Origin of the sequence: Pantoea sp. PSNIH1 (assembly GCF_007680655.1) — a bacterium.
GTDB lineage: Bacteria > Pseudomonadota > Gammaproteobacteria > Enterobacterales > Enterobacteriaceae > Pantoea > Pantoea eucrina.
This window is the reverse complement of sequence record NZ_VEIP01000001.1, coordinates 511,552-532,916: the sequence shown is the minus strand read 5'-3', so window position 1 is coordinate 532,916 and position 21,365 is coordinate 511,552. Positions and strand designations below refer to the sequence as shown.

The window sequence follows — 21,365 nt, the reverse complement described above, 5'->3', positions numbered from 1 at the left end:
TGTAGCGGATCGCAGCGTTTCCCCTGCGTAATAGCGCAGGGGAAAACAGCGCGCTTAAAGTGCCTGCAGAATCTTGTCGATTCCCGGCTTCAGCAGCTCGCCACGCCAGCCGTTCAGCAGTTCGGGTGGACGGTTTGCTGATTTCAGCCCCCAGAACACGCTGAGAACCTGATTAATCTGACGGCGTGAAGCCAGCAGTTCCTGACCATATCCCGTTTCTTCGCTTACCTGCTGTACCAGCGCTTTAATCGCTTTAAAAACCTGCTTATAGTGCGGATGCTCAATAAGATTGGGCAGCGGTGCCGGTAGCGTTGCCTCATCCTGTGCCTGCGCCTCAGCGACCTGATCAATCATCGCTTTACCGTGAAAACGGATTTCATGGCCGTTGAGTCCCAGGTGATCCAGTTCACCGAGGCTGCCGGGCAGATAGCGAGCGACCTTCCACAAATTTTCTTCACGTACCACAAAATTAACCGCCATATCTTTCTGACGCGCGACCTTCAGGCGCCAGGCCGCCAGGCGCTGCAGTGCGGCCAGCTGGCGCGGACGCAGCTGCCAGGCGTTGGTAATATCGCGCCACGCCTCTTCAGGCTGCAATATATCGAGCCGGCGCTGACACAGCATGTCGCACTCGCTCAGGGCGGCTTTTATGTTGCCGGCGGCTTCAGTCTGCGCCATCAGCTCACGGGCAATAGGCAGCAGGTAGGCGACATCCGCTGCGGCATACTGGCACTGACGCTCGGTCAGCGGGCGCGCAAGCCAGTCGGTGCGGGCCTCACTTTTATCCAGTTCAATCTGGTTAAAGTGATTAACCATCGCTGCAAATCCCCAGGAGAGCGGCTGGCCGGAAAAGGCGGCCAGAATCTGCGTATCGATCATCGGCTGCGGCAGGCAACCAAAGCGATGCAGAAAGACTTCCAGATCTTCGCCTCCGGCGTGCAGGAATTTAGTCACCTGCGTATCCTGCAGCAGGGCGATAAACGGCGTCCAGTCACCAATCGGCAGTGGATCGATCAGAACCAGCTGTTCGCCATCAAACAGCTGAATCAGCCCGAGCTGAGGATAGTAGGTCCGGGTACGTACAAATTCAGTATCCAGAGCAACAGCATCATGCTGGCGAGCCAGGCGGCACACGTCAGCCAGCTGGTGGTCTTGGTCGATCAGGGTGTAATTCACGTATTTATTCCCGCTGCGCAAACCCCGCGCAGCGCTCCATGTTAAAAACAATAAAAACGCCGGTCGTAGCCGGCGTTAACCTGGGGAAGCATGGCGACACTACTGCCCTTCCCGCTTCGCCTCATCGCGCAGTTCGCGGCGTAAAATTTTGCCCACGTTTGTCTTTGGCAGCTCTTCACGAAACTCGATAATTTTCGGCACCTTGTAGCCGGTCAGCTGACGACGGCAGTGATCCAGCACCTCTTCTTTAGTCAGCCCGGGATCCTTTTTAACGATACAGACCTTCACCGCTTCACCCGAGAGTTCGCTTGGCACGCCAATCGCTGCAGCTTCACGAATTTTTGGATGCTGCATCAGCACATCTTCAATTTCGTTAGGATAGACGTTGAAGCCGGATACCAGAATCATATCTTTTTTACGATCGACAATCCGGATAAACCCTTCACTGTCCACGGTAACAATATCGCCGGTATGCAGCCAGCCATTTTTCAGCACTTCCAGCGTGGCATCAGGACGCTGCCAGTAGCCCGCCATCACCTGCGGGCCGCGGATACAGAGCTCACCCGGCTCACCCGGCGTCACATCATTATCCTGATCGTCAATAACCCGGATATCAGTAGAGGGCACCGGCAGGCCGATACTGCCGGTATGGCAGGTAATATCGTAAGGGTTAACCGATACCAGCGGGGAGCATTCGGTGAGGCCGTAGCCTTCAAGCAGGTAATGCCCGGTAAGCTTTTCCCAGCGCTCCGCTACCGCTTTCTGAACCGACATGCCTCCGCCAGCGGAGAGCCGCAGCGTGGAGAAATCGAGTTTATTAAAGTTTTCATCATTCAGCAGCGCATTGAACAGCGTGTTTACGCCGGTAATGGCGGTAAAAGGAAACTTAGCCAGCTCTTTAACGAATCCGGGTATGTCGCGCGGATTGGTAATCAGCAGATTAGTGCCGCCCAGATCGAGGAACAGCAGACAGTTAACCGTCAGCGCAAAAATATGGTAGAGCGGCAGCGCCGTTACCACCTGCTCCTGCCCGGCGCGCAGCAGTTTGCCGTAGGTGGCTTTTGTCTGCTCCAGGTTTGCCTGCATGTTGCCATGGGTGAGCATCGCGCCTTTGGCAACGCCAGTGGTGCCACCGGTATACTGCAGAAATGCCAGATCGTCATTGCTGAGCGCCGGACGCTGATAAGCCATGCGTGCGCCCTGCTGCAGCGCATGCCGCAGCGGTACAGCTCCGGGCAAATGGTATTTCGGCACCAGCTTTTTGACATATTTGACCACAAAGTTCACCAGCGTCGCTTTGACCGGTGCCAGGTGATCGCCCATCCGCGTCAGCATCACGTGCTTTACCGCCGTCTCTGCCACAACTTTTTCCAGCGTGTGAGCAAAATTGGAAACGATAACAATGGCGCTGGCACCGCTGTCATTGAGCTGATGTTTCAGCTCGCGCGGGGTATAGAGCGGGTTAACATTTACCACCACCATACCGGCACGCAGTACGCCAAACAGCGCCACCGGATACTGCAGCAGATTAGGCATCATCAGCGCCACGCGATCGCCCTGCTGCAGTCCCAGCCCCTGCTGCAGCCAGGCGGCAAAGTCGCGGCTCTGCGCGTCGAGCTGGCGATAGGTCAGCGGCTGCCCCATATTGATAAAGGCAACGTTGTCGGCATAGTGCAACACCGCATGTTCAAAGAGATCGACCAGAGAGGGATAACGGTCGGCATTTATTTCTGCTGGCACATCTGGCGGATAGCGTTTCAGCCAAACTTTGGTCAAAGAGTCACCCCGATATTCTTGTTGCGTAGCCATCGCCGCCTCTGCAATCAGTGTTATTAACAATACTTTAACTGATTGTACCAGTTTGCCGGTTACGGCATTTTCAGGTTGCGAAGCCCATCACTAAATTTCGCGCGCCGGTTACGCGCCCAATAAAAAAGCCCGGCTGCGTGCACCGCAACCGGGCCGGAAAAGTATGTGGCGGCTACTCGGTCAGAATAGTCTGTACCTGAGCCGGCCCCCCCAGGTTCATCCCCCAGTAAGGGTTTGGCCCCCAGTAACCCGGATGATGCCGCGTCGGGCCATATCCGATCCAGGGATCGATTGGCTGCGGCGGCGTCATTACCTGCTGAGTCAGATGCCAGCGCTGATAGCCGCGCACATCAATCACAACAAAGTTATAACTGGCCTTGCCAATTTCACCTTTTTCGGTGCCTTTGATGGTACCCAGCACCGTAACATATTGGTTATTCACATCAACCGGATCGACAAATCCTTTGAGATCGGCATATATCCGTCCGATTGAGGCAGCCCCCAGCCGGGGCCGTGCGCTCTCATCCAGCGGCTGCGTGGCTATCTCCAGCCGCGTCAGTCCGTTGAGGTTTGTAACGTGAACCACTTTACCGCCAAAGCGTGACTCCTGCCCGGTATAGAGCTGAGGAGCATTCATCACGCGCAATAAATCCTGCTGCGGAAGCGCCGAGCTTCCTTTAATAGAATCGGGTACGCTGACGCAGCCGCTCAGCAGCCATACACACGCCAGTACGCCACCAGCGATTCCAGCACGATAACCTGGCATAAGCACATCTCCTGTAATTTTTAATTTAGACTGGAGGTGCAAAAATAAGTTGCGTGGCGACTCAGCGTCCGGGCAACTTTTTCCACGCCACTTCGTTGCGCAGATAAACCGGCTCTGCATGCTCCACCGCTACGGTATCGCCTCGCTGCCACGCCTGCAGCGCCAGCGGCAGCATATCTTCAGCCGCGGGCAGCGTAACCGGGGTGGCCAGTAGCGTTGCGCCCGGCGTGGTCATCAGCTCAGGCCATGCCTGCCAGCCGGTACCTGCGGTCGCCCATTCGCCGCTCAGCGCCGCGATGCGAGCGGCGGCAGCCTCAGGCTTCAGCACCGCTTCGCTGTCGGCGCCGTGCCAGTGACCCGCATCATCGCGCTGATATTCAGCCCAGTAGACTTCACCCATGCGTGCATCAATCGCCACCAGCACACGAGTGGCACCGGTCAGCCGCCAGGCCCCCTGCGCCATCGTTGCCAGCGAAGAGACGCCAATCATGGGTAAGTTTGCGCCCAGCGCCAGCCCCTGCGCAATGCCAATACCAATGCGAACGCCGGTAAAACTGCCCGGCCCGCGCCCAAACGCCAGCGCATCAAGCGCGGTCAGGTCCAGCTGCTGCGCCTGCAGCAGCGACTGCACCAGCGGCAGAATGCGCTGCGTGTGATCGCGCGGAGCAATTTCAAAACGGGCATCGATCTGCTGCTGATTCAGCAGCGCGGCAGAACAGGCTTCTGTCGCCGTGTCCAGTGCTAAAATTCGGGCGGACATAACAACCTCAGAGAATCAAAATGGCGCGCATCTTATCACAAAGCGGCATAAATTAGTGTTCCTCAGCCTGCCGGACAAAGTCGATCGCACGCGCCAGATCGCGGGTCCGCGGCGTGGGTGGCAGGCTGTTGAGAAAGAGTTCGCCGTAGGGGCGGGAGACCAGACGCTGATCGCAAATCACCAGTACGCCGCGATCGGCGGTGTCGCGGATCAAACGCCCCACCCCCTGTTTGAGGGTGATTACTGCATCCGGCAGCTGCACATCACTGAACGGATCGCCGCCGCGCAGCCGGCAATCCTCCATGCGCGCCTTCAGCAGCGGATCGTCTGGCGAGGTAAACGGCAGTTTATCAATAATGACCAGCGACAGGGCATTGCCGCGCACGTCGACACCTTCCCAGAAGCTGTTGGTGGCAACCAGCAGCGCATTACCCGCCTCCAGGAACTGCTTCAGCAGCTGCCCTTTGCTGGTCTCGCCCTGCAGCAGCACCGGCAGAGTCATTGATGCACGAAACTCGGCCGCCAGCTCACGCATCATCTTGTGTGAGGTGCAGAGAAAAAAGCAGCGTCCTTTATTGGCATCAATCAGCGGCTTCATCATCCGCGCCAGCTGCCGGGCCCCGCCAGGCGCATTTGGCTCCGGCATATTGCGCGGCACGCACAGGAGCGCCTGCCGGGCGTAGTCAAACGGACTGTCGAGGATCAGCGTCTGCGCCTGCTCAACCCCGAGCCGACTGGCGAAATGCCCGACCTGTTCATTCACCGCCAGCGTGGCGGACGTAAACACCCAGGCCGCTTTACGCGTATCCATCACTTCGCGAAAGCGCTCCGCAACTGAAAGCGGCGTCAGCGCCAGCGTAAAGTGCCGGCTGGTACATTCATACCAGTAGCTGAAACCGGGTTCGCTGATGGCACGTAAACGCTTCAGGCGGGTGCGATAGAGCGCCGCGCGCTCAAAGGCCGCGTCAAGCAGCGCTGAGCGTCCCAGGGAGAGTTTAATGACGTCGTAACAGAGTTCCAGCGCATCATCCAGCAGAGTAAACATGCGCATGACGTTGTTATCACTGAGCAGATCGCGCAGATTACCGCGAAAGCCGGGTTCGCCAAGCGTCAGGCGAAAATCCTGCGCACACTGCGCCAGACGATCGGCAGATTTCTGCAGCTGCTGCACATCACGCACCTCGGTGCGATAGGCAAGAATGATATCTTTGGCGAGATCCTGCAGCTGACGGCTGGAGAGCTGCTGGCCAAAATACTGGCTGGCAATATCGGGCAGCTGATGTGCCTCATCGAAGATCATTACGTCCGCTTCCGGGATCAGCTCGCCAAACCCGCCCTCTTTGACCACCAGGTCAGCCAGAAACAGATGATGGTTGACCACCACAACGTCAGCATCCATCGCTTTTTTACGCGCTTTTACGACAAAACACTCTTTATAGAGCGGGCAGTCGCTGCCAAGACAGTTGTCATTGGTGCTGGTGACGTAAGGCCAGACAGGGCTATCTTCAGCGACGCCGGCGCAGTTGCTGATATCGCCATCTTTGGTTTCCGATGACCAGCTGCGCACGTGGATAAGATCGCCCAGCGCCTGTACGGTAAGATCGCCGCCGCTCTGGTTTTGCTGCTCCATACGTTCGAGACAAAGATAGTTAGAGCGGCCTTTCAGCAGCGCAGTTTTTCCGCTGAATTTGAGCGCCCGGGCAATGGTGGGCAAATCGCGATTGTAGAGCTGATCCTGCAGCGCTTTGGAGCCGGTAGAGACAATGACTTTCTTTTTTGCGCGCAGTGCAGGCGCCAGATAGGCGTAGGTTTTACCGGTTCCGGTGCCCGCCTCCACCACCAGCTCACCGCCGTGCGTTACCGCTGCCGTGACCGCCTGTGCCATCTCATGCTGGGCCGCACGCGGTTTAAAACCCGGAATTGCCTGCGCTAACGCGCCATCTGCTGCAAAATCGTCTGCCACACATCCTCACCTGTAACCTGAAAAACACTGTAATTATGTCAGGATTCCGCAGACGCGACCACAACAGATGACATCGCAGCCCGGTTATGGCAGGCTGGCGCAGCAAAAAACAGAGGAGAACAGCATGTCTATTACGCGTATCGATCCCGAACATCGTATGTCCGAAGCCGTAATACACGACAATACGATCTACTACACCAGCGTCCCGGAAAATCTGGATGCCGATGCGGAGGCGCAGACGGCCGACGCGCTGGCAGTTATCGATCGTATTCTGACGCGTGCCGGATCGGACAAGAGCAATATTCTCGACGCCACGATTTTTTTGGTGGATAAAGCGGATTTTGCGGCGATGAATCGCGCCTGGGACGCATGGGTATCACCGGGCAACGCGCCGGTACGCTGCACCGTACAGGCCGGACTGATGAACCCGAAATATAAAGTAGAAATAAAAATTATCGCCGCACGTTAAGCGGCACGGGCACTATTCGTTTTCATCTTCATCTTCGAAGCGTGCCCGAATCGCCTCTCCGGTAAAGGTTTCACGAATTTCCTGCGCCACCTGCGCAATCGCCTGGCCGCTGGCCATGCCGCCCGCCATCAGTTCCTGAATTCGCTCAACCGCCTGCTGCTGCTGCTCATGAGATAGTGCCGGAAGCCCTGTAAACATACGTTACTCCAGATTAAATCGGACGGGCATTATCCCACGCGGAACAAACAGGTGCCAGTGGCAAAAAAATATGCCAGGCTACGTCTCTGCCTGTTGAATGCTGCTGAACCCATGATCGCGAAAACCCTCACGCTTACCTATAGTCCCGATGCACTGCTGAACCGCTTTGCCACGCTGGCGCATCGCCCGTGGGCCATGCTGCTGACCTCAGGTCAGGCCGATCACGCCGATAACCGCTTTGATATTCTGACCGCCGATCCGCGCATCACGCTCATCACGCGCGGCGGGTATACCGAAACCGATGATGGCACCGGCATTCAGCGCTCTGAGGAGGATCCGCTACAGCTGCTGCAGCGACAGATTGACCGGCTGGGCCTGCAGCCCGCCTCCCATCCCGACCTGCCTTTTCAGGGCGGTGCGCTGGGGCTGTTTGGCTACGATCTCGGCCGCCGGTTTGAACAGCTGCCGGCGGTGGCGCAGCAGGATCTGCAGACGCCTGACATGGCGGTGGGCCTTTATGACTGGGCGCTGATTGCCGATCATCACCTGCAGCGGCTTACGCTGGTCTCTCTCAGCGATGCTGATGCGCGCTGGCGCTGGCTGCAGGCGCAGGCGGTTCCGCTGCCGCGTGCGTTTCACTTAACCAGCGCGTGGCGCTCTGACCTGACGCGCGAAGCCTATGCAGCACGCTTCAATGCTGTACAGGCGTATATTCAGGCAGGTGACTGCTATCAGGTCAATCTTGCTCAGCGTTTCGAGGCGCGCTATAGCGGGGATGAGTGGCAGGCGTTTCTGCGCCTTACGCGCGCCAATCGCGCGCCCTTTAGCGCCTTTCTGCGTCTGCCGGACAGCGCGCTGCTCAGCCTGTCGCCGGAACGTTTTCTCTCTCTGCAGCAAAACGTTATTGAAACGCGTCCGATCAAAGGCACGCTGCCGCGTCTGGCCGATGCAGAGGCCGATCGTCTGCAGGCGGAAAAGCTGGCGCACTCCGCGAAAGATCGTGCGGAGAATCTGATGATTGTTGATCTGATGCGTAATGATATTGGTCGGGTGGCTGAACCCGGCAGCGTGAGCGTGCCTGAGCTGTTTGTGGTTGAACCCTTTCCGGCAGTGCATCATCTGGTGAGCACCGTGCGGGCCCGTCTGCCCGACAGGCTGCGCGCCACCGATCTGCTGCGCGCCTGCTTTCCGGGCGGCTCAATCACCGGAGCGCCAAAAATCCGTGCGATGGAGATTATCGAAGAGCTGGAGCCGCATCGTCGCAACGCCTGGTGCGGCAGCATAGGCTATATCAGCCTGTGTGGCCGTATGGACAGCAGTATTACCATTCGTACGCTGATCGCTGAAAACAATACCCTCTACTGCGCCGCCGGTGGCGGACTGGTGGCTGACAGCGATCTGCAATCTGAATATGAAGAGACCTTCCATAAGGTTAACCGCATTCTGCCCTGCCTCAGCGATGAGAAGTAATATGACTGCCGAACTCAGCCAGTTTCTGACGCGTTTTATGCTGCAGCCTCCGCCACCCGCACGCCTGCCGGCCCCTGCCGGACGTCATGCGGCAGTGCTGGTGCCGATTATCAACAGCGCCGAGCCGGCACTGCTGCTGACGCGGCGATCGGCGCTGCTGCGTAAACATGCCGGCCAGGTCGCTTTTCCGGGCGGCATGCAGGATGCCAGCGATACGTCATTGATCGATACCGCGCTGCGTGAAGCGCAGGAAGAGATCGGGATCGATCCCCGTCAGGTGCAGATAGCCGGTGTACTGCCGGCGGTCACCAGCAGTACCGGTTTTGCCGTCACGCCGGTGGTGGGGATCCTGCCAGCCATGCCGCTCCGTCTGAACCCGGATGAAGTGGAAAGCGCGTTTACCATGCCGCTGCGTGAAGCACTGCATCTGGCCCGCTATCATCCGCTGACGTTATATCGCGGCCAGCGTCAGCACCGGATATGGCTCTCCTGGTATAACGATTATTTTATCTGGGGCATGACGGCCGGAATTATTCGTGCGCTTGGTCAGCAGATCGCGCTGCCCTGAATGCCGTGTGTAAACTCATAGCTGAAAAATCGATCCACTTCACAAAGGTATGGATTGATAACTATTTCTGCGGTTTATAATTAGATTATTTCATGCGAAAAGCTGTTCTTTCGCCCGCCGTGGCGATTACTATTAGCCGCAATTACGGCTCAGGCCGCAGAACCCCGTATTTGTGAGGAGCGTTACCGTTGATTAGTGTTTTTGACATGTTCAAAGTGGGCATCGGCCCATCCAGTTCACATACCGTAGGTCCGATGAAAGCGGGCAAACAGTTTGTGGATCTGCTGGCTGAGCAGGGCAAACTGCAGGATGTCACGCGCGTAGCGGTGGATGTGTATGGCTCTCTCTCGCTGACCGGCAAAGGTCACCATACGGATATCGCTATCATTATGGGTCTGGCGGGTTATGAACCTGCCACCGTGGATATTGATGCGATCCCGGCATTTATTAAAGATACGGAAACGCGTGAGCGCCTGCTGCTGGCTAAAAGCGCGCATGAGGTCGACTTTCCACGCGAAGGCGGCATGGTGTTCCGCAGTGAGAATCTTTCGCTGCATGAAAACGGTATGACGCTGTATGCGTTTGCCGGCGATCTGCTGATTCTGACGAAAACCTACTACTCAATTGGCGGCGGGTTTATCGTGGATGAAGCGCATTTTGGCCAGCCGGTGCTGGATGAAGTCGCGGTACCTTATGCGTTTCACTCGGCAAAAGAGCTGCTCAGCCACTGCAGCGAGACCGGCATGTCGCTTTCAGGACTGGTGATGCAAAATGAGCTGGCGCTGCACAGCCGTGAAGAGATCACCCGCTATTTTACCGATGTCTGGCAGACCATGCAGGCGTGTATTGACCGCGGTCTGAACACCGAAGGCGTGCTGCCGGGGCCGCTGCGCGTTCCGCGCCGTGCCGCCTCTTTGCGTCGCCTGCTGGTCTCATCGACCAAGCACTCCAATGATCCAATGAACGTTATCGACTGGGTCAATATGTTTGCCCTGGCGGTAAACGAAGAGAATGCGGCAGGCGGACGCGTGGTAACGGCCCCGACTAACGGAGCCTGCGGCATCGTGCCGGCGGTGCTTGCCTATTACGATCACTTTATCGAAAGCGTCACGCCCGATATCTTTATCCGTTATTTTCTCGCGTCAGGCGCTATCGGTATTCTCTATAAAATGAACGCCTCTATCTCCGGTGCCGAAGTAGGCTGTCAGGGTGAAGTGGGCGTGGCCTGCTCTATGGCGGCGGCGGGTCTGGCGGAGCTGCTGGGCGCCAGCCCGGAGCAGGTCTGCGTGGCCGCGGAAATTGGTATGGAGCATAACCTGGGTCTGACCTGCGATCCGGTTGCCGGTCAGGTGCAGGTGCCCTGCATTGAGCGCAATGCTATTGCATCGGTCAAAGCCATCAACTCAGCGCGCATGGCGCTGCGCCGGACCAGCGCCCCGCGCGTCTCGCTGGATAAAGTCATTGAGACCATGTATGAGACCGGTAAAGATATGAACGCTAAATATCGCGAAACCTCGCGTGGCGGTCTGGCCATCAAAGTTCAGTGTGACTGATACCTGTCCGGAGTGCGCTGGTTAAAATCAGCGCACTCATACTGATTTCTGCTTTTTTACCTACCTCGGCGTTGCCAAACCAGATATTGTAATTTTCCTGCGCGGATCCGGCAGGACGCAATTTTTATTGCCTGCTTTTTTAACGGGCAGCGCTAAACCTGGCCGTCCCGATGCCGATAACCTTCACGTTAATTTGCTCCTGGTCTGTGTCTTAACAAGGTGGTTACTGATGCTCATTCCCCAGCAATTTGTGGGTCAATTTCGCCGTAAGCGGCTGCTTATTGCGTTAGTGATCGCGACGCTGGTTTTGATCCTTACCCTGACTTTTCGTTATATCGAAGAGAAGTCACGTATTGAGCAGCAGTCTCTTAACTTTGCCAGCCGCGCCATTGAGCGCTTTGACCGTATGTTCTCGCCGCTGGACGTCTCCGCCAATAACACGCTGGGCCTGGTGGGCCTGCCCTGTTCGCTGGTGCGTTATCCGCTGATTGAAAAGATCGCTGCGCTGCAGACGGTACGCACCGTGCTGCTGGTGCAAAATGACACTATCTACTGCTCCAGCATCTATGGCGCCCGCGATATCTCTTTTAGTCAGACCTATCCGGAGCTGGCGCTCAATAATCAGCGCATGCTGCTGACCACAGATGATTATCTGCTTAAAGGCTCGCCGGTGCTGCTGCTCTGGACGCCAAAGTCGCTGGATAATCGCGATGGCTTGCTGCAGGTGGTGAATGTTGAACTGATGAGCAATTATCTGCTTGAGCCTCAGCTGCCGTGGGTAGAGCGGGCTATTTTCAACGTGGGCGGTCAGAGCCTTGAGTATGGTAATCCGATGATTGAACACACGGTGCCCTCGGATGACGAGGTCGCTTACGATCAGGCATCTTTACGCTACCCGTTCACCATTACGCTCTACGGCCCTTCTCCGGCGCGCCTGGCGTTAAATACGCTGCCTTCCCAGCTGCCGCTGGCGGTGATGCTGAGCCTGCTGATTGGCTATATTGTCTGGCTGGCAACGGCCAATCGCATGAGCCTCAGCTGGCAGATCAGCTACGGCATCACCGCCAGTGAGTTTATGGTTTATTGTCAGCCGCTGATCAATGCCCGCAGCGAACAGTGTGAGGGTATTGAGCTTCTGCTGCGCTGGCATAATCCGCGTCAGGGATGGATTGCACCTGACGTCTTTATCCCTCTGGCGGAACGGCAAAACCTGATCGCTCCCCTTACCCGCTTCGTGATTGCCCGGGCCGTAGAAGCGCTGCCGCAGCTGCCGCAAAGCAGCGCGTTCCATATTGCGATTAACGTCGCCGCCAGCCATTTTCACGATCGCGCCATTGTGGAAGATCTGCAGCAGATCTGGTGGCCTGCTAACCCCCATCCGCAGCTGGTTGTGGAGCTGACAGAGCGTGACGCCTTGCCGGTTATCGATCAGTCGGTCGTGGCGCAGCTGCATAACATTGGCGTACGCCTGGCGATAGACGATTTCGGCACCGGGCACAGTTCGCTGGCCTACCTGAAAGATCTGCAGCCGGATGTGCTGAAAATTGACAAGATTTTTACCGCGGCGATCGGCACTGACGCGATCAACGCCACGGTAACCGATATGGTGATTTCACTGGCGCAGCGGCTGAAGATTGCGCTGGTGGCCGAAGGCGTGGAGACCGCTGAACAGGCCTCCTATCTGCGCGAGCGCGGGGTAGATCATTTGCAGGGTTACTTCTATGCGCGCCCCATGCCGATCGAAGATTTTCCGGCATGGCTGGCTCAGCATCAGGAAACAGCGGGTTAAAAAAAGGGCCGTCTTCACGACGGCCCTGATTGAACAGCTACGCGCGATTACGCGTTTTCTTCATCTTCATCGTGAGGCGCATCTTTGGTCACCCGTACCAGGTCGATACGGTAATCTGTCGCCTCAACAATTTCAAAGTGCAGCGGCGGCAGATCGATTACCTCACCAGGCTGCGGCAGCTGACCTTTCTGCTCAATCAGCAGGCCCGCCAGCGAAGCGTGATCGTCCTCCTGTTTAACCAGTTCATGGTAGTCGAGCAGCTGCTGAAGCGAATGCAGGTCGGTGCCGCCTTTGACCAGCCAGCCATCACCATCGGCGATCACATCCGGCGTCTCATCTTCATCCGGGAACTCACCGGCAATCGCTTCCAGCACGTCCAGCGGCGTAATCAGACCCTGCACCATACCAAATTCGTTGGTTACGATAACAAAGCTGCCTTTCGCCCGGCGCAGCACGCCCAGCAGATTAATAGGATCCAGCGTCTCAGGGACAACAATCGCCGGCGAGCCTGATGCGAACGTGGTCACATCCATACCGTGCTCCAGCGCCACCAGCAGCTCTTTTGCGCGCACCACGCCAATAATCTCATCCAGCTCACCGCGGCACACCGGAAACAGACTGTGTGGCGTATCCAGCAGCTGCATACGGATCTCATCCAGCGGACGCGTCACATCAACCCATGAGATATCGCCACGCGGCGTCATGATGCTGCGAATAGAGCGCTGCGACAGCGTCAGTACGCCGTTAATCATATAGCGCTCTTCATCCTTAAACGCTTCCTGCGGCATAGCGTTATTCAGCGTATGCTCATCCGTTGAAGGCTGCTGCTGACGATTGCGCCCGCCCATCAGGCGTAAAATAGCTTCTGCCGTGCGCTCACGCATTGGCCGGCGCGCCTGATGGCGCATAAAATTACGGCGCGCGATCTGATTAAACAGCTCAATCAAAATTGAGAAGCCGATCGCCGCATAGAGATAACCTTTCGGAATATGGAAACCGAACCCTTCCGCTACCAGCGACAAACCGATCATCAGCAGGAAGCTCAGGCAGAGCACGACAACCGTCGGATGAGCGTTGACAAAATTAGTCAGCGGCTTCGATGCCAGCAGCATTACGCCCATTGCGATCACTACCGCAGTCATCATCACCGGCAGGTGGTTAACCATACCCACTGCGGTAATCACGGCATCCAGTGAGAAGACGGCATCCAGCACCACGATTTGTGCGACCACTGCCCAGAAGCTGGCATAGTTGCGATTACCCTGCTGCTCCATGCCTTTATTTTCCAGACGCTCATGCAGCTCCATCGTGGCCTTGAAAAGCAGGAACAGGCCACCAAACAGCAGGATCAGATCGCGACCGGAAAAGCTGAAATCCATCACGCTGAACAGCGGACGGGTCAGCGTGACCATCCACGAGATCAGGGAGAGCAGGCCGAGGCGCATCACCAGCGCCAGCGACAGACCGATCAGTCGCGCTTTATCGCGCTGCTTTGGCGGCAGTTTGTCAGCAAGAATGGCGATAAAGACCAGGTTATCGATACCCAGCACAATTTCCAGCACGATCAGCGTTAACAGCCCCGCCCAGATCGAGGGATCCAAGAGAAACTCCATTAGTGACTCCTTGCTAAAAAAGTAGACGCACGAAAATCAGCCTGCACCGGTAAGTGAGACAGCTGAAGAGTCGAAGGCGAAATAACGCTGAACGGCGTGGCGATCTGCGCCGGCTGGCACAGTAAGGATAAGAAGCGACGTCGGTGACGGTCCATAAAGGTGAGCTTGAGCCCGGTACTCCTGAGTAATAAACAGAAAGTTAATGTATCAGTTACCTCAACAAGATCAAAAAATTTTCTTACATTTACACATAGCTGCGCTGGCGCATAAAAACGGCATAAAAAAGTCCGCTGAACCGCCGTTACACCAGATAACCGACAGGCGTCACACTCTTTCTTCTTTCGCTAACTAAAATAAACGGCGACCTTAACGCAAACCGATGGGGGCTCCATCGTAGCGGCTCAGGCTTATATTGCCTGACGGGCCCGGCCGTATCCTTTATTCCTGTCAACGTCCTTTAATGACAGGGTTTCGTCATAAACGGAGGTAGCAGGTGACCATCGCATTAGTCATTGGTACACACGGCTGGGCAGCAGAGCCGCTCCTGAAAACAGCAGAGATGCTGCTGGGCGAACAGCACAATGTCGCCTGTATCGATTTTGCACCCGGTGAAAACGCCGAAACCCTGATGGATAAGTATCGTGCCCGGCTGGCAGAGCTTGATACCGCTCAGGGAGTCCTGTTTCTGGTCGATACATGGGGAGGCAGCCCGTTTAATGCCGCCAGCCGTCTCGTCACGGATCGCCCGGATCAGGAGGTCATTGCTGGCGTGAATATTCCGATGCTGGTCGAAACGCTGATGGCCCGCGATGACAATCCTGAACTGGCGGCGCTGGTGCAGGTCGCAACCGATGCCGGCCGTGAGGGCATTAAAGCGCTAAAGGCGAACCCGGTTTCCGCTGCCGCAGCGTCGGCTAAATCTGCTGCGCCGCCGCCACCGCTGGCGCCGGGCCAGCATATGAAAATCGGGCTGGCGCGCATAGACGATCGTCTGATCCATGGCCAGGTAGCGACCCGCTGGACTAAAGAGACCGGCGTCAGTCGCATTATTGTGATCAGTGATGAAGTGGCAAACGATCACGTGCGTAAAACCCTGCTGACCCAGGTGGCGCCGCCGGGCGTAACCGCACACGTGGTCGATATCGCAAAAATGATCCGCGTCTGGAATAACCCCAAATATGCGGGCGAACGCGTCATGCTGCTGTTTACTAATCCCACCGACGTTGAGCGCGTGGTTGCGCAGGGCGTCAATATTACCTCTGTGAATATCGGCGGCATGGCGTTTCGTCAGGGTAAGACGCAGGTCAATAATGCGGTTTCAGTAGATGAAAAAGATATTGCCGCTTTTCGTCAGCTTAACGCCCACGGGATTGAGCTTGAGGTACGCAAAGTCTCCACCGATCAAAAGCTTAATATGATGGACCTGATTGCGAAGGCCACCGCCTGACTTGTTGCCGCCCGGCAATAATGGCGGGCGTGCTGAGGAGATGCAAAATGGAAATAACCACGTTACAGATTGTGCTGATATTTATCGTGGCCTGTATTGCCGGTATGGGTTCTATCCTGGATGAATTTCAGTTTCACCGTCCGCTGGTGGCCTGTACCCTGATTGGTGCCGTGCTGGGTGACATGAAAACCGGCATTATTATCGGCGGCACGCTGGAGATGATCGCGCTGGGCTGGATGAATATCGGGGCGGCGGTAGCACCCGATGCGGCTCTCGCCTCCATTATATCCACCATCCTGGTGATTGCCGGCGGACAGAGCGTCGGTGCCGGTATCGCTCTGGCGATCCCGCTGGCCGCAGCGGGTCAGGTGCTGACCATTATCGTGCGAACGCTGACCGTGGCGTTTCAGCATGCGGCAGATAACGCGGCCGCGAAAGGTAACCTCACCGCTATCTCCTGGATCCATGTCTCTGCCCTGCTGCTGCAGGCGATGCGCATTGCCATCCCGGCGCTGATTGTCGCTATCTCTGTCGGCACCAGCGCCGTGCATACGCTACTGAGTTCCATTCCGGAGGTAGTCACCAACGGCCTTAACATCGCCGGCGGCATGATTGTGGTAGTGGGATACGCAATGGTCATCAATATGATGCGCGCCGGTTATCTGATGCCGTTCTTCTATCTCGGGTTTGTCACCGCCGCGTTTACTGACTTCAATCTGGTTGCGCTGGGCGTTATCGGCGTCGTGATGGCGATTCTCTATATCCAGCTCGCCCCGAAATATAACCGGGTCGCAGGCGCAGCGCCGGCAGGTGCCTCGCAAAACGACCTTGATAATGAACTTGACTAGGAGCAGGTGCCACTATGGTTGACAGCACGCGAATGGCTAAAAAGCTCACCTCCGGTGATGTCCGCGCCGTGTTCATACGATCTAACCTGCTTCAGGGGTCATGGAACTTTGAACGTATGCAGGCGCTCGGTTTCTGTTTTTCCATGGTGCCGGTGATCCGTCGCCTCTACCCGGAAAACGACGACGCACGTAAACAGGCGATCCGGCGTCATCTGGAGTTTTTCAACACGCAGCCCTATGTCGCCGCGCCGGTACTGGGCGTCACTATGGCGATGGAGGAGCAGCGGGCAAACGGCGCCGCCATTGATGATGGTGCTATTAACGGCATTAAAGTGGGTCTGATGGGGCCGCTGGCAGGCGTAGGCGATCCCATCTTCTGGGGCACCGTACGGCCGGTGTTTGCCGCGCTTGGTGCAGGGATTGCCATGAGCGGCAGCCTGCTGGGCCCGCTGCTGTTTTTTGTGCTGTTTAACGTTGTGCGCCTGCTGACCCGCTATTACGGCGTTGCTTACGGCTATCGCAAAGGCGTTGATATCGTCAGCGATATGGGCGGCGGTTTTCTGCAGAAGCTCACCGAAGGCGCCTCGATCCTCGGCCTGTTTGTGATGGGCGCACTGGTCAATAAATGGACCCACGTTAACGTGCCGCTGGTGGTATCGAGTATTACCGACCAGACCGGTAAAACCACGGTAACCACCGTTCAGTCTATTCTTGACCAGCTTATGCCCGGCCTGATCCCGCTGCTGCTGACATTTGGCTGTATGTGGCTGCTGCGTCGTAAAGTTAACGCGCTGTGGATCATCATCGGTTTCTTTGCGATCGGGATTATTGGTTACTCGATTGGCCTGCTGGGACTGTAAGCCGCTTTCCGGCCGGACGCGTAATATGGGCAGAGTGTAAAAAGGAGCGATAATGGCGCTGACCGATCTGCTGCTGATGTTCTGCATCGCCGCTCTGCTGCTGTTTGCTATTTACCATGATGTAGTGTTGCCGCGCCGTAAAGGCGTCACCCTGCTGCGGGTCGCACTGCGACGACGTCACCTGCCCGATAGCGCGATTTTTATCGGACTGCTGCTGATTCTGCTGTGGAAAAATATCAGCAATGCAGGGCCGGTGCTGACGACAACGCTTATCATGGTGCTGTGCGCCCTGACGCTCTGGGTATTCTGGCTGCGCCGTCCGGTGCTGCTGATGAAGCAGGAGGGCCTGTTTGATAACGGGATCTGGATCCGCTATGCGCGCATTGCCGCGATTAACCTCTCGCCGGAGGGGGTTTTAATGATGCAGCTGGAGCGGCGCCGGCTGCTTATTGCTGTTCATACGCTGGATGACCTGGAGCGTATCTGGCATACGCTCCTCACCGCTCGCTAATCGCGCTGCCACAGAGAGAGGGTAAAGTCCGCGTCACAGCGGAACTGCTCTGCCGCTGCCAGCGTCTGCCATACCGCTTCCGATGCACGCCAGGCAAAGGGTGTCATCTGCAGCAGGCTTACCGCTTCAGCGCCGCTTAGCGTCAGGTCATAGCTGAGAGACTGCGACTCGCAGAGCGTAAAGCCGGTATAGGTTTTCTCTTCTGCAGCATGCAGCTGCACCTGCGAATAGATTAGCGCCTTGAACTGCTGCAGATGGTGCGGACCCGGCGTAACGGTCAGCAGATAACCGCCTGACTTTACCACCCGGCTAAGCTCCTCTTCATTACAGGGCGCATAGATGCGTACCACCGCATCCAGCACCGCGCTGGCAAACGGCAGCCGCTGGCTGGAGGCAACGCAAAAGCGTACCTGCGTATAGCGTTTTGCCGCCATCCGGATAGCCGGTTTGGCAACATCAAGCCCATAGATTTCGGCGTCAGGCAGCGCGCTGGTCAGGGCGCTGGTGTAATACCCCTCACCGCAGCCGATATCCAGAACCTGAGCCGCAGGCTGCGTCAGGCGTTGCGCCAGTATCGCCGCCACGCGATCGCGCAGCGGCTGATAGTGCCCGGCATCCAGGAAAGCACGGCGCGCCTGCAGCATCTCCAGGCTGTCACCCGGCTCTCGCGACCCCTTGTGCTGCACCGGCAGAAGATTGACATACCCTTCTCTGGCCCGATCAAACTGATGACCAGCGTCACAGCGAAACACGCCCGGCTGCTGGGTTAATGGCTGGCGGCACAGGGGACAGATCAGGGACATAGCGGACTCCGGTTCAACGATAAGCGGCGCAGTTTACCCTGAAGCAGGAGTAACAAAAAGCATAAAGAAAAGCCCCGCTCAGAGAGCAGGGCTTACGATTCGTTTCAGCAGGTACAGTGACCCGGGCTGAGCGGAAAATCAGATAGCGGTAACGTTAACCGCTGCAGGACCTTTCTGGCCATCCTGAATTTCAAACTCAACCTGCTGGCCTTCAGCCAGAGTTTTGAAGCCGTTACCCTGGATAGCAGAGAAGTGTACGAACACATCTTTGCTGCCGTCAGCAGGAGTAATGAAACCAAAACCTTTAGACTCGTTGAACCACTTAACCTGACCTTTAATCTTTGCCATTTTGCAAATTCCTTTAAATGTTTATTTTGCCCGAAGGCAGTATTGCAGAGAAACAGAGACGTTACTGAATGAGGCACTAATTTAAGGTTCGGCAAGGAAGCGGTATTCAACGTCAACGTCTTTACTCAAAACTTCTTTACTGAAGATGCCATGCATAAACAGAACTGTACCTCGTTTGACCCGCTGATGGTTATCACATATCCGCTAAATAATGGCAAGCCATTTTTAAACAGTGGTCGACTTGTCGCACATTATTATCCGGGACCCCTGCTCCTTCGTGGTGAAACAGGAACCGCAAACACCTGATGGCGCACAAAATCCTTGATGACCAGCGTTTTTCTGCAGCAACGTCAAGCGCAGCGGCAGGACATGAATTTGCGTTAAGTGCCAGACGCTACGTTAAACGTGTTGCACTATTATGGCAGACAAAGATTATTTCTCTCTGCAGTGTAAAATAACAGCGCCTGCTTCTCTTAATGCACAAGGTGTACAATTAAACCCGCGGAGTACAGGTTATAAAACGCTTTTGCACCAAAACCGGGAAAATTATTATCCGGCTGCTCCGGATATAATCATTAACCTGCTGAACTTATCTGTTATTTTTATAAGCACGCTAATCCGGACAGGTTAAGAAAACTGTACACCTTATTCATTACCGGTGAGAAAAATCTCATTCAATATCCGCCAGCGTCCGGCTCTCCCCTATCCGCCACGGGCTGAACCGTCCGGCCAGAGGCGTCCCGGCTGCGTCCAGCACACGCTGCAGTTCAGCAGGAGGCGCATCCAGCGACTCATCAGCCAGTTCATAAACACCCCAGTGTATAGGTATTGTTAATGGATGCCCGGCATACTGCCATAAGTCTGCGGCGTGCTGCGGGTTCATGTGCTGGCTGCCCATGAACCATTCTGGTGCATACGCGCCAACCGGCAGGGCGGCCAGATTAAACGGCCCCAGCCGTTGCACAATCTGCAGCAGGTTATCGCTGTAACCGCTGTCGCCGGAAAACCAGAAGTTGAGCGTGCCGCAGCGCACTACCCAGCCACACCATAGCGAGCGATTGCGATCCCACAGCGTGCGCATACTCCAGTGGCGCGCCGGCACAGCGGTAATGCTCAAATCCTGACTATCCGCTGACTCCCACCAGTCCATCTCGGTGACGTTGCGGACCCCCCGCTTCCGGCACCATGCGCCCAGGCCAAGCGGTACTATCATCTTTACCTCCGGAAAACAGCGCAGCAGGCGCTTTATCGTGCCCCGGTCAAGATGATCGTAGTGGTTATGTGAAATCAGTACATAGTCGAGCTGCGGCAGCCGGGTCACATCAAGCGGTGAGGGTACCCGGCGTTCAGGACCGGCAAAGGGCAGCGGCGAAGCGCGCGGTGATAAAGCCGGGTCAATCAGGATATAGCGCTGCTTAAGGCGCAGCAGCAGCGCGGCGTGACCCAGCCACCAGATGCGATCGTCACTGCCGCTCAGGTCGGCGGGCTGATACCAGCGAGCGCTGAAATCAGCATAGCCGCTGGCAGGCGGCAGCGGGAGATGCTGCGCTTTACGTTCACGACGCCAGCGCTGTAAATCACCCGGCTTGCGCTGTTCCCCTTCAGGATTGCAAAACCCGTCAGGGGTATGGTGTGCTTTTGAAGCGTCGTACCAGGGATTTCTGCGGCTCATTCCCTCTCCATTTTACTCTCAGCGCTCCGGGATCAGCCGGATAAAATCGCGTGAAGCCGTGCCTTCGTCATCCTGCACAGCGGACGACGTTTCTCCCTGCGCCTCCGCAATACGGCGCAGCAGCGCGGTCTGTTTTTTCTGCTCTTCCACCAGCATTTCCAGCAGCTGCAGATGCTCGCTGGCACGCACGCTGGCGCGATTAACAAAAAACCAGACGATAAAGGCCACAAGAATAATGAGCGCCACGATACCATAGTGCAGCAGCGGGCTGGAGTTTGCGGCTAATTCGTTCATAACTGCCTCGGGTAACTATCAGTAAGGATTTAACGGCGCTAATTCTACCTGTTGCGCCAGGAAAAGATATCTTCTGCAACCAAAGCAGTTGCCTGCCGCAGCGCTTTCAGCTATCTCCGATCGTATTAACGTGTAAAGCACGGCATGGTACGCCTGTCGCGCTTATTGCCAAACGGATGCGGCGCGTTTTCAATTTCGGGAGATAATAATGAAATATTTTATTCGTCTGGTGATGCTGTTCGCCCTGCTGTGGCTGGCGCTGCTCTTCACCGGCTATGGTGTTCTGACCGGCAGCGCTAAGAAAGCAGCCGGTCTTGGCCTGGAGTGTAACTACCTGACCGCACGCGGCATGATGACCGCCCGTTATCTGCATAGCGACAGCGGAATTGTCGGTGTAATGGCCTGTCCGCTGCTGAAAAAAAGCGGCGATGTCATTGATAACCAGTAA

Annotated in this window: 21 protein-coding genes and 1 pseudogene; 10 read left to right on the top strand and 12 right to left on the bottom strand. The window is 56.4% G+C overall.

Annotation, left to right across the window (positions count from 1 at the left end; genetic code table 11):
• Window positions 1-54: 54 nt before the first annotated feature.
• From rnd to FS690_RS02440, 5 genes are all read right to left on the bottom strand, one after another.
• Window positions 55-1,176 carry a ribonuclease D gene (gene rnd, locus FS690_RS02460; RefSeq protein WP_145339029.1) on the bottom strand — a complete coding sequence of 374 codons (1,122 nt, stop codon included), beginning with the start codon at window positions 1,174-1,176 and terminating at the stop codon, window positions 55-57.
• A gap of 99 nt (window positions 1,177-1,275) precedes the next feature.
• A complete protein-coding gene (fadD, locus tag FS690_RS02455) occupies window positions 1,276-2,952 on the bottom strand; it encodes a long-chain-fatty-acid--CoA ligase FadD (protein WP_139239674.1) in 1,677 nt (558 codons plus the stop codon).
• Window positions 2,953-3,157: 205 nt separating this feature from the next.
• Complete coding sequence (locus tag FS690_RS02450) at window positions 3,158-3,751, bottom strand: Slp family lipoprotein (RefSeq protein WP_145339028.1); 594 nt, start codon at window positions 3,749-3,751, stop codon at window positions 3,158-3,160.
• Between the two features lie 61 nt (window positions 3,752-3,812).
• Window positions 3,813-4,511, bottom strand: coding sequence for a tRNA (adenosine(37)-N6)-threonylcarbamoyltransferase complex dimerization subunit type 1 TsaB (tsaB, locus tag FS690_RS02445; RefSeq protein WP_039384741.1), 699 nt, complete (start codon window positions 4,509-4,511; stop codon window positions 3,813-3,815).
• Window positions 4,512-4,563: 52 nt separating this feature from the next.
• Window positions 4,564-6,474: an ATP-dependent DNA helicase gene (locus tag FS690_RS02440; protein ID WP_145339027.1), complete on the bottom strand. Its 1,911-nt coding sequence runs from the start codon at window positions 6,472-6,474 to the stop codon at window positions 4,564-4,566.
• Between the two features lie 124 nt (window positions 6,475-6,598).
• On the opposite strand from FS690_RS02440, the gene FS690_RS02435 reads away from it, so the two are divergent.
• Entirely contained in the window at window positions 6,599-6,943 is a 345-nt protein-coding gene (locus tag FS690_RS02435; protein WP_108569422.1) for a RidA family protein, read from the top strand.
• Between the two features lie 12 nt (window positions 6,944-6,955).
• Here the strand turns inward: FS690_RS02435 and FS690_RS02430 are convergent, their stop codons facing one another.
• A complete protein-coding gene (locus tag FS690_RS02430; protein ID WP_039384746.1) occupies window positions 6,956-7,141 on the bottom strand; it encodes a YoaH family protein in 186 nt (61 codons plus the stop codon).
• A 111-nt stretch (window positions 7,142-7,252) separates the two neighbouring features.
• Here FS690_RS02430 and pabB point away from each other — a divergent pair, with 111 nt between their 5' ends.
• The 4 genes from pabB (at window position 7,253) to FS690_RS02410 (ending at window position 12,521) form a co-directional block, all read left to right on the top strand.
• Window positions 7,253-8,611, top strand: a complete 1,359-nt coding sequence (gene pabB, locus FS690_RS02425) for an aminodeoxychorismate synthase component 1 (protein WP_108569378.1) — start codon at window positions 7,253-7,255, stop codon at window positions 8,609-8,611.
• Window position 8,612: 1 nt separating this feature from the next.
• Window positions 8,613-9,179 carry a CoA pyrophosphatase gene (locus tag FS690_RS02420; protein WP_039384751.1) on the top strand — a complete coding sequence of 189 codons (567 nt, stop codon included), beginning with the start codon at window positions 8,613-8,615 and terminating at the stop codon, window positions 9,177-9,179.
• Window positions 9,180-9,367: 188 nt separating this feature from the next.
• On the top strand, window positions 9,368-10,732 hold the full coding sequence (locus tag FS690_RS02415; RefSeq protein ID WP_145339026.1) for an L-serine ammonia-lyase: 1,365 nt from the start codon (window positions 9,368-9,370) through the stop codon (window positions 10,730-10,732).
• A 229-nt stretch (window positions 10,733-10,961) separates the two neighbouring features.
• Entirely contained in the window at window positions 10,962-12,521 is a 1,560-nt protein-coding gene (locus FS690_RS02410) for an EAL domain-containing protein (RefSeq protein ID WP_039384755.1), read from the top strand.
• 47 nt (window positions 12,522-12,568) lie between these two features.
• Here the strand turns inward: FS690_RS02410 and FS690_RS02405 are convergent, their stop codons facing one another.
• On the bottom strand, window positions 12,569-14,134 hold the full coding sequence (locus tag FS690_RS02405; protein ID WP_039384757.1) for a TerC family protein: 1,566 nt from the start codon (window positions 14,132-14,134) through the stop codon (window positions 12,569-12,571).
• A 493-nt stretch (window positions 14,135-14,627) separates the two neighbouring features.
• Between FS690_RS02405 and manX the strand changes: the two genes are divergently transcribed.
• Genes manX through FS690_RS02385 form a run of 4 tightly spaced genes read left to right on the top strand, consistent with a single transcriptional unit; the run spans window position 14,628 to window position 17,800 of the window.
• On the top strand, window positions 14,628-15,581 hold the full coding sequence (manX, locus tag FS690_RS02400) for a PTS mannose transporter subunit IIAB (protein WP_145339025.1): 954 nt from the start codon (window positions 14,628-14,630) through the stop codon (window positions 15,579-15,581).
• A gap of 47 nt (window positions 15,582-15,628) precedes the next feature.
• The gene (locus FS690_RS02395) at window positions 15,629-16,429 is read left to right on the top strand and encodes a PTS mannose/fructose/sorbose transporter subunit IIC (RefSeq protein ID WP_104085085.1); all 801 of its coding nucleotides are present in this window, start codon (window positions 15,629-15,631) and stop codon (window positions 16,427-16,429) included.
• A gap of 14 nt (window positions 16,430-16,443) precedes the next feature.
• Window positions 16,444-17,289: a PTS mannose transporter subunit IID gene (locus FS690_RS02390; protein WP_071668873.1), complete on the top strand. Its 846-nt coding sequence runs from the start codon at window positions 16,444-16,446 to the stop codon at window positions 17,287-17,289.
• Window positions 17,290-17,341: 52 nt separating this feature from the next.
• On the top strand, window positions 17,342-17,800 hold the full coding sequence (locus FS690_RS02385) for a DUF986 family protein (RefSeq protein WP_039384768.1): 459 nt from the start codon (window positions 17,342-17,344) through the stop codon (window positions 17,798-17,800).
• On the opposite strand, the gene rlmA is transcribed toward FS690_RS02385, so the two are convergent.
• The 5 genes and pseudogenes from rlmA to FS690_RS02360 all read right to left on the bottom strand — a co-directional run bounded on the left by rlmA (window position 17,797) and on the right by FS690_RS02360 (window position 20,917).
• Window positions 17,797-18,603 carry a 23S rRNA (guanine(745)-N(1))-methyltransferase gene (rlmA, locus tag FS690_RS02380; RefSeq protein ID WP_071668874.1) on the bottom strand — a complete coding sequence of 269 codons (807 nt, stop codon included), beginning with the start codon at window positions 18,601-18,603 and terminating at the stop codon, window positions 17,797-17,799. The two genes, FS690_RS02385 and rlmA, sit on opposite strands and share 4 nt — an antisense overlap.
• A 138-nt stretch (window positions 18,604-18,741) precedes the next feature.
• Window positions 18,742-18,951 carry a transcription antiterminator/RNA stability regulator CspE gene (gene cspE / locus FS690_RS02375; protein WP_021510024.1) on the bottom strand — a complete coding sequence of 70 codons (210 nt, stop codon included), beginning with the start codon at window positions 18,949-18,951 and terminating at the stop codon, window positions 18,742-18,744.
• An 84-nt stretch (window positions 18,952-19,035) separates the two neighbouring features.
• Window positions 19,036-19,107 (bottom strand): annotated as a pseudogene (locus tag FS690_RS18630) (DUF2627 domain-containing protein); the annotation flags it as partial.
• 514 nt (window positions 19,108-19,621) lie between these two features.
• Window positions 19,622-20,623 carry an MBL fold metallo-hydrolase gene (locus FS690_RS02365; RefSeq protein WP_145339024.1) on the bottom strand — a complete coding sequence of 334 codons (1,002 nt, stop codon included), beginning with the start codon at window positions 20,621-20,623 and terminating at the stop codon, window positions 19,622-19,624.
• An 18-nt stretch (window positions 20,624-20,641) separates the two neighbouring features.
• Complete coding sequence (locus FS690_RS02360) at window positions 20,642-20,917, bottom strand: YebO family protein (RefSeq protein WP_094111077.1); 276 nt, start codon at window positions 20,915-20,917, stop codon at window positions 20,642-20,644.
• Window positions 20,918-21,125: 208 nt separating this feature from the next.
• Between FS690_RS02360 and FS690_RS02355 the strand changes: the two genes are divergently transcribed.
• Window positions 21,126-21,365 carry a YobH family protein gene (locus FS690_RS02355; RefSeq protein ID WP_145339023.1) on the top strand — a complete coding sequence of 80 codons (240 nt, stop codon included), beginning with the start codon at window positions 21,126-21,128 and terminating at the stop codon, window positions 21,363-21,365.

Excerpts from the sequence above, each read along its gene's own strand:
- FS690_RS02420 (WP_039384751.1), top strand. The coding sequence starts at position 8,613 with ATGACTGCCGAACTCAGCCAGTTTCTGACGCGTTTTATGCTGCAGCCT.
- FS690_RS02360 (WP_094111077.1), bottom strand. The coding sequence starts at position 20,917 with ATGAACGAATTAGCCGCAAACTCCAGCCCGCTGCTGCACTATGGTATC.
- rlmA (WP_071668874.1), bottom strand. The coding sequence starts at position 18,603 with ATGTCCCTGATCTGTCCCCTGTGCCGCCAGCCATTAACCCAGCAGCCG.
- FS690_RS02430 (WP_039384746.1), bottom strand. The coding sequence starts at position 7,141 with ATGTTTACAGGGCTTCCGGCACTATCTCATGAGCAGCAGCAGCAGGCG.
- FS690_RS02450 (WP_145339028.1), bottom strand. The coding sequence starts at position 3,751 with ATGCCAGGTTATCGTGCTGGAATCGCTGGTGGCGTACTGGCGTGTGTA.
- FS690_RS02405 (WP_039384757.1), bottom strand. The coding sequence starts at position 14,134 with ATGGAGTTTCTCTTGGATCCCTCGATCTGGGCGGGGCTGTTAACGCTG.
- cspE (WP_021510024.1), bottom strand. The coding sequence starts at position 18,951 with ATGGCAAAGATTAAAGGTCAGGTTAAGTGGTTCAACGAGTCTAAAGGT.
- FS690_RS02390 (WP_071668873.1), top strand. The coding sequence starts at position 16,444 with ATGGTTGACAGCACGCGAATGGCTAAAAAGCTCACCTCCGGTGATGTC.
- FS690_RS02385 (WP_039384768.1), top strand. The coding sequence starts at position 17,342 with ATGGCGCTGACCGATCTGCTGCTGATGTTCTGCATCGCCGCTCTGCTG.
- FS690_RS02410 (WP_039384755.1), top strand. The coding sequence starts at position 10,962 with ATGCTCATTCCCCAGCAATTTGTGGGTCAATTTCGCCGTAAGCGGCTG.
- FS690_RS02355 (WP_145339023.1), top strand. The coding sequence starts at position 21,126 with ATGAAATATTTTATTCGTCTGGTGATGCTGTTCGCCCTGCTGTGGCTG.
- tsaB (WP_039384741.1), bottom strand. The coding sequence starts at position 4,511 with ATGTCCGCCCGAATTTTAGCACTGGACACGGCGACAGAAGCCTGTTCT.
- FS690_RS02365 (WP_145339024.1), bottom strand. The coding sequence starts at position 20,623 with ATGAGCCGCAGAAATCCCTGGTACGACGCTTCAAAAGCACACCATACC.
- FS690_RS02435 (WP_108569422.1), top strand. The coding sequence starts at position 6,599 with ATGTCTATTACGCGTATCGATCCCGAACATCGTATGTCCGAAGCCGTA.
- pabB (WP_108569378.1), top strand. The coding sequence starts at position 7,253 with ATGATCGCGAAAACCCTCACGCTTACCTATAGTCCCGATGCACTGCTG.
- FS690_RS02395 (WP_104085085.1), top strand. The coding sequence starts at position 15,629 with ATGGAAATAACCACGTTACAGATTGTGCTGATATTTATCGTGGCCTGT.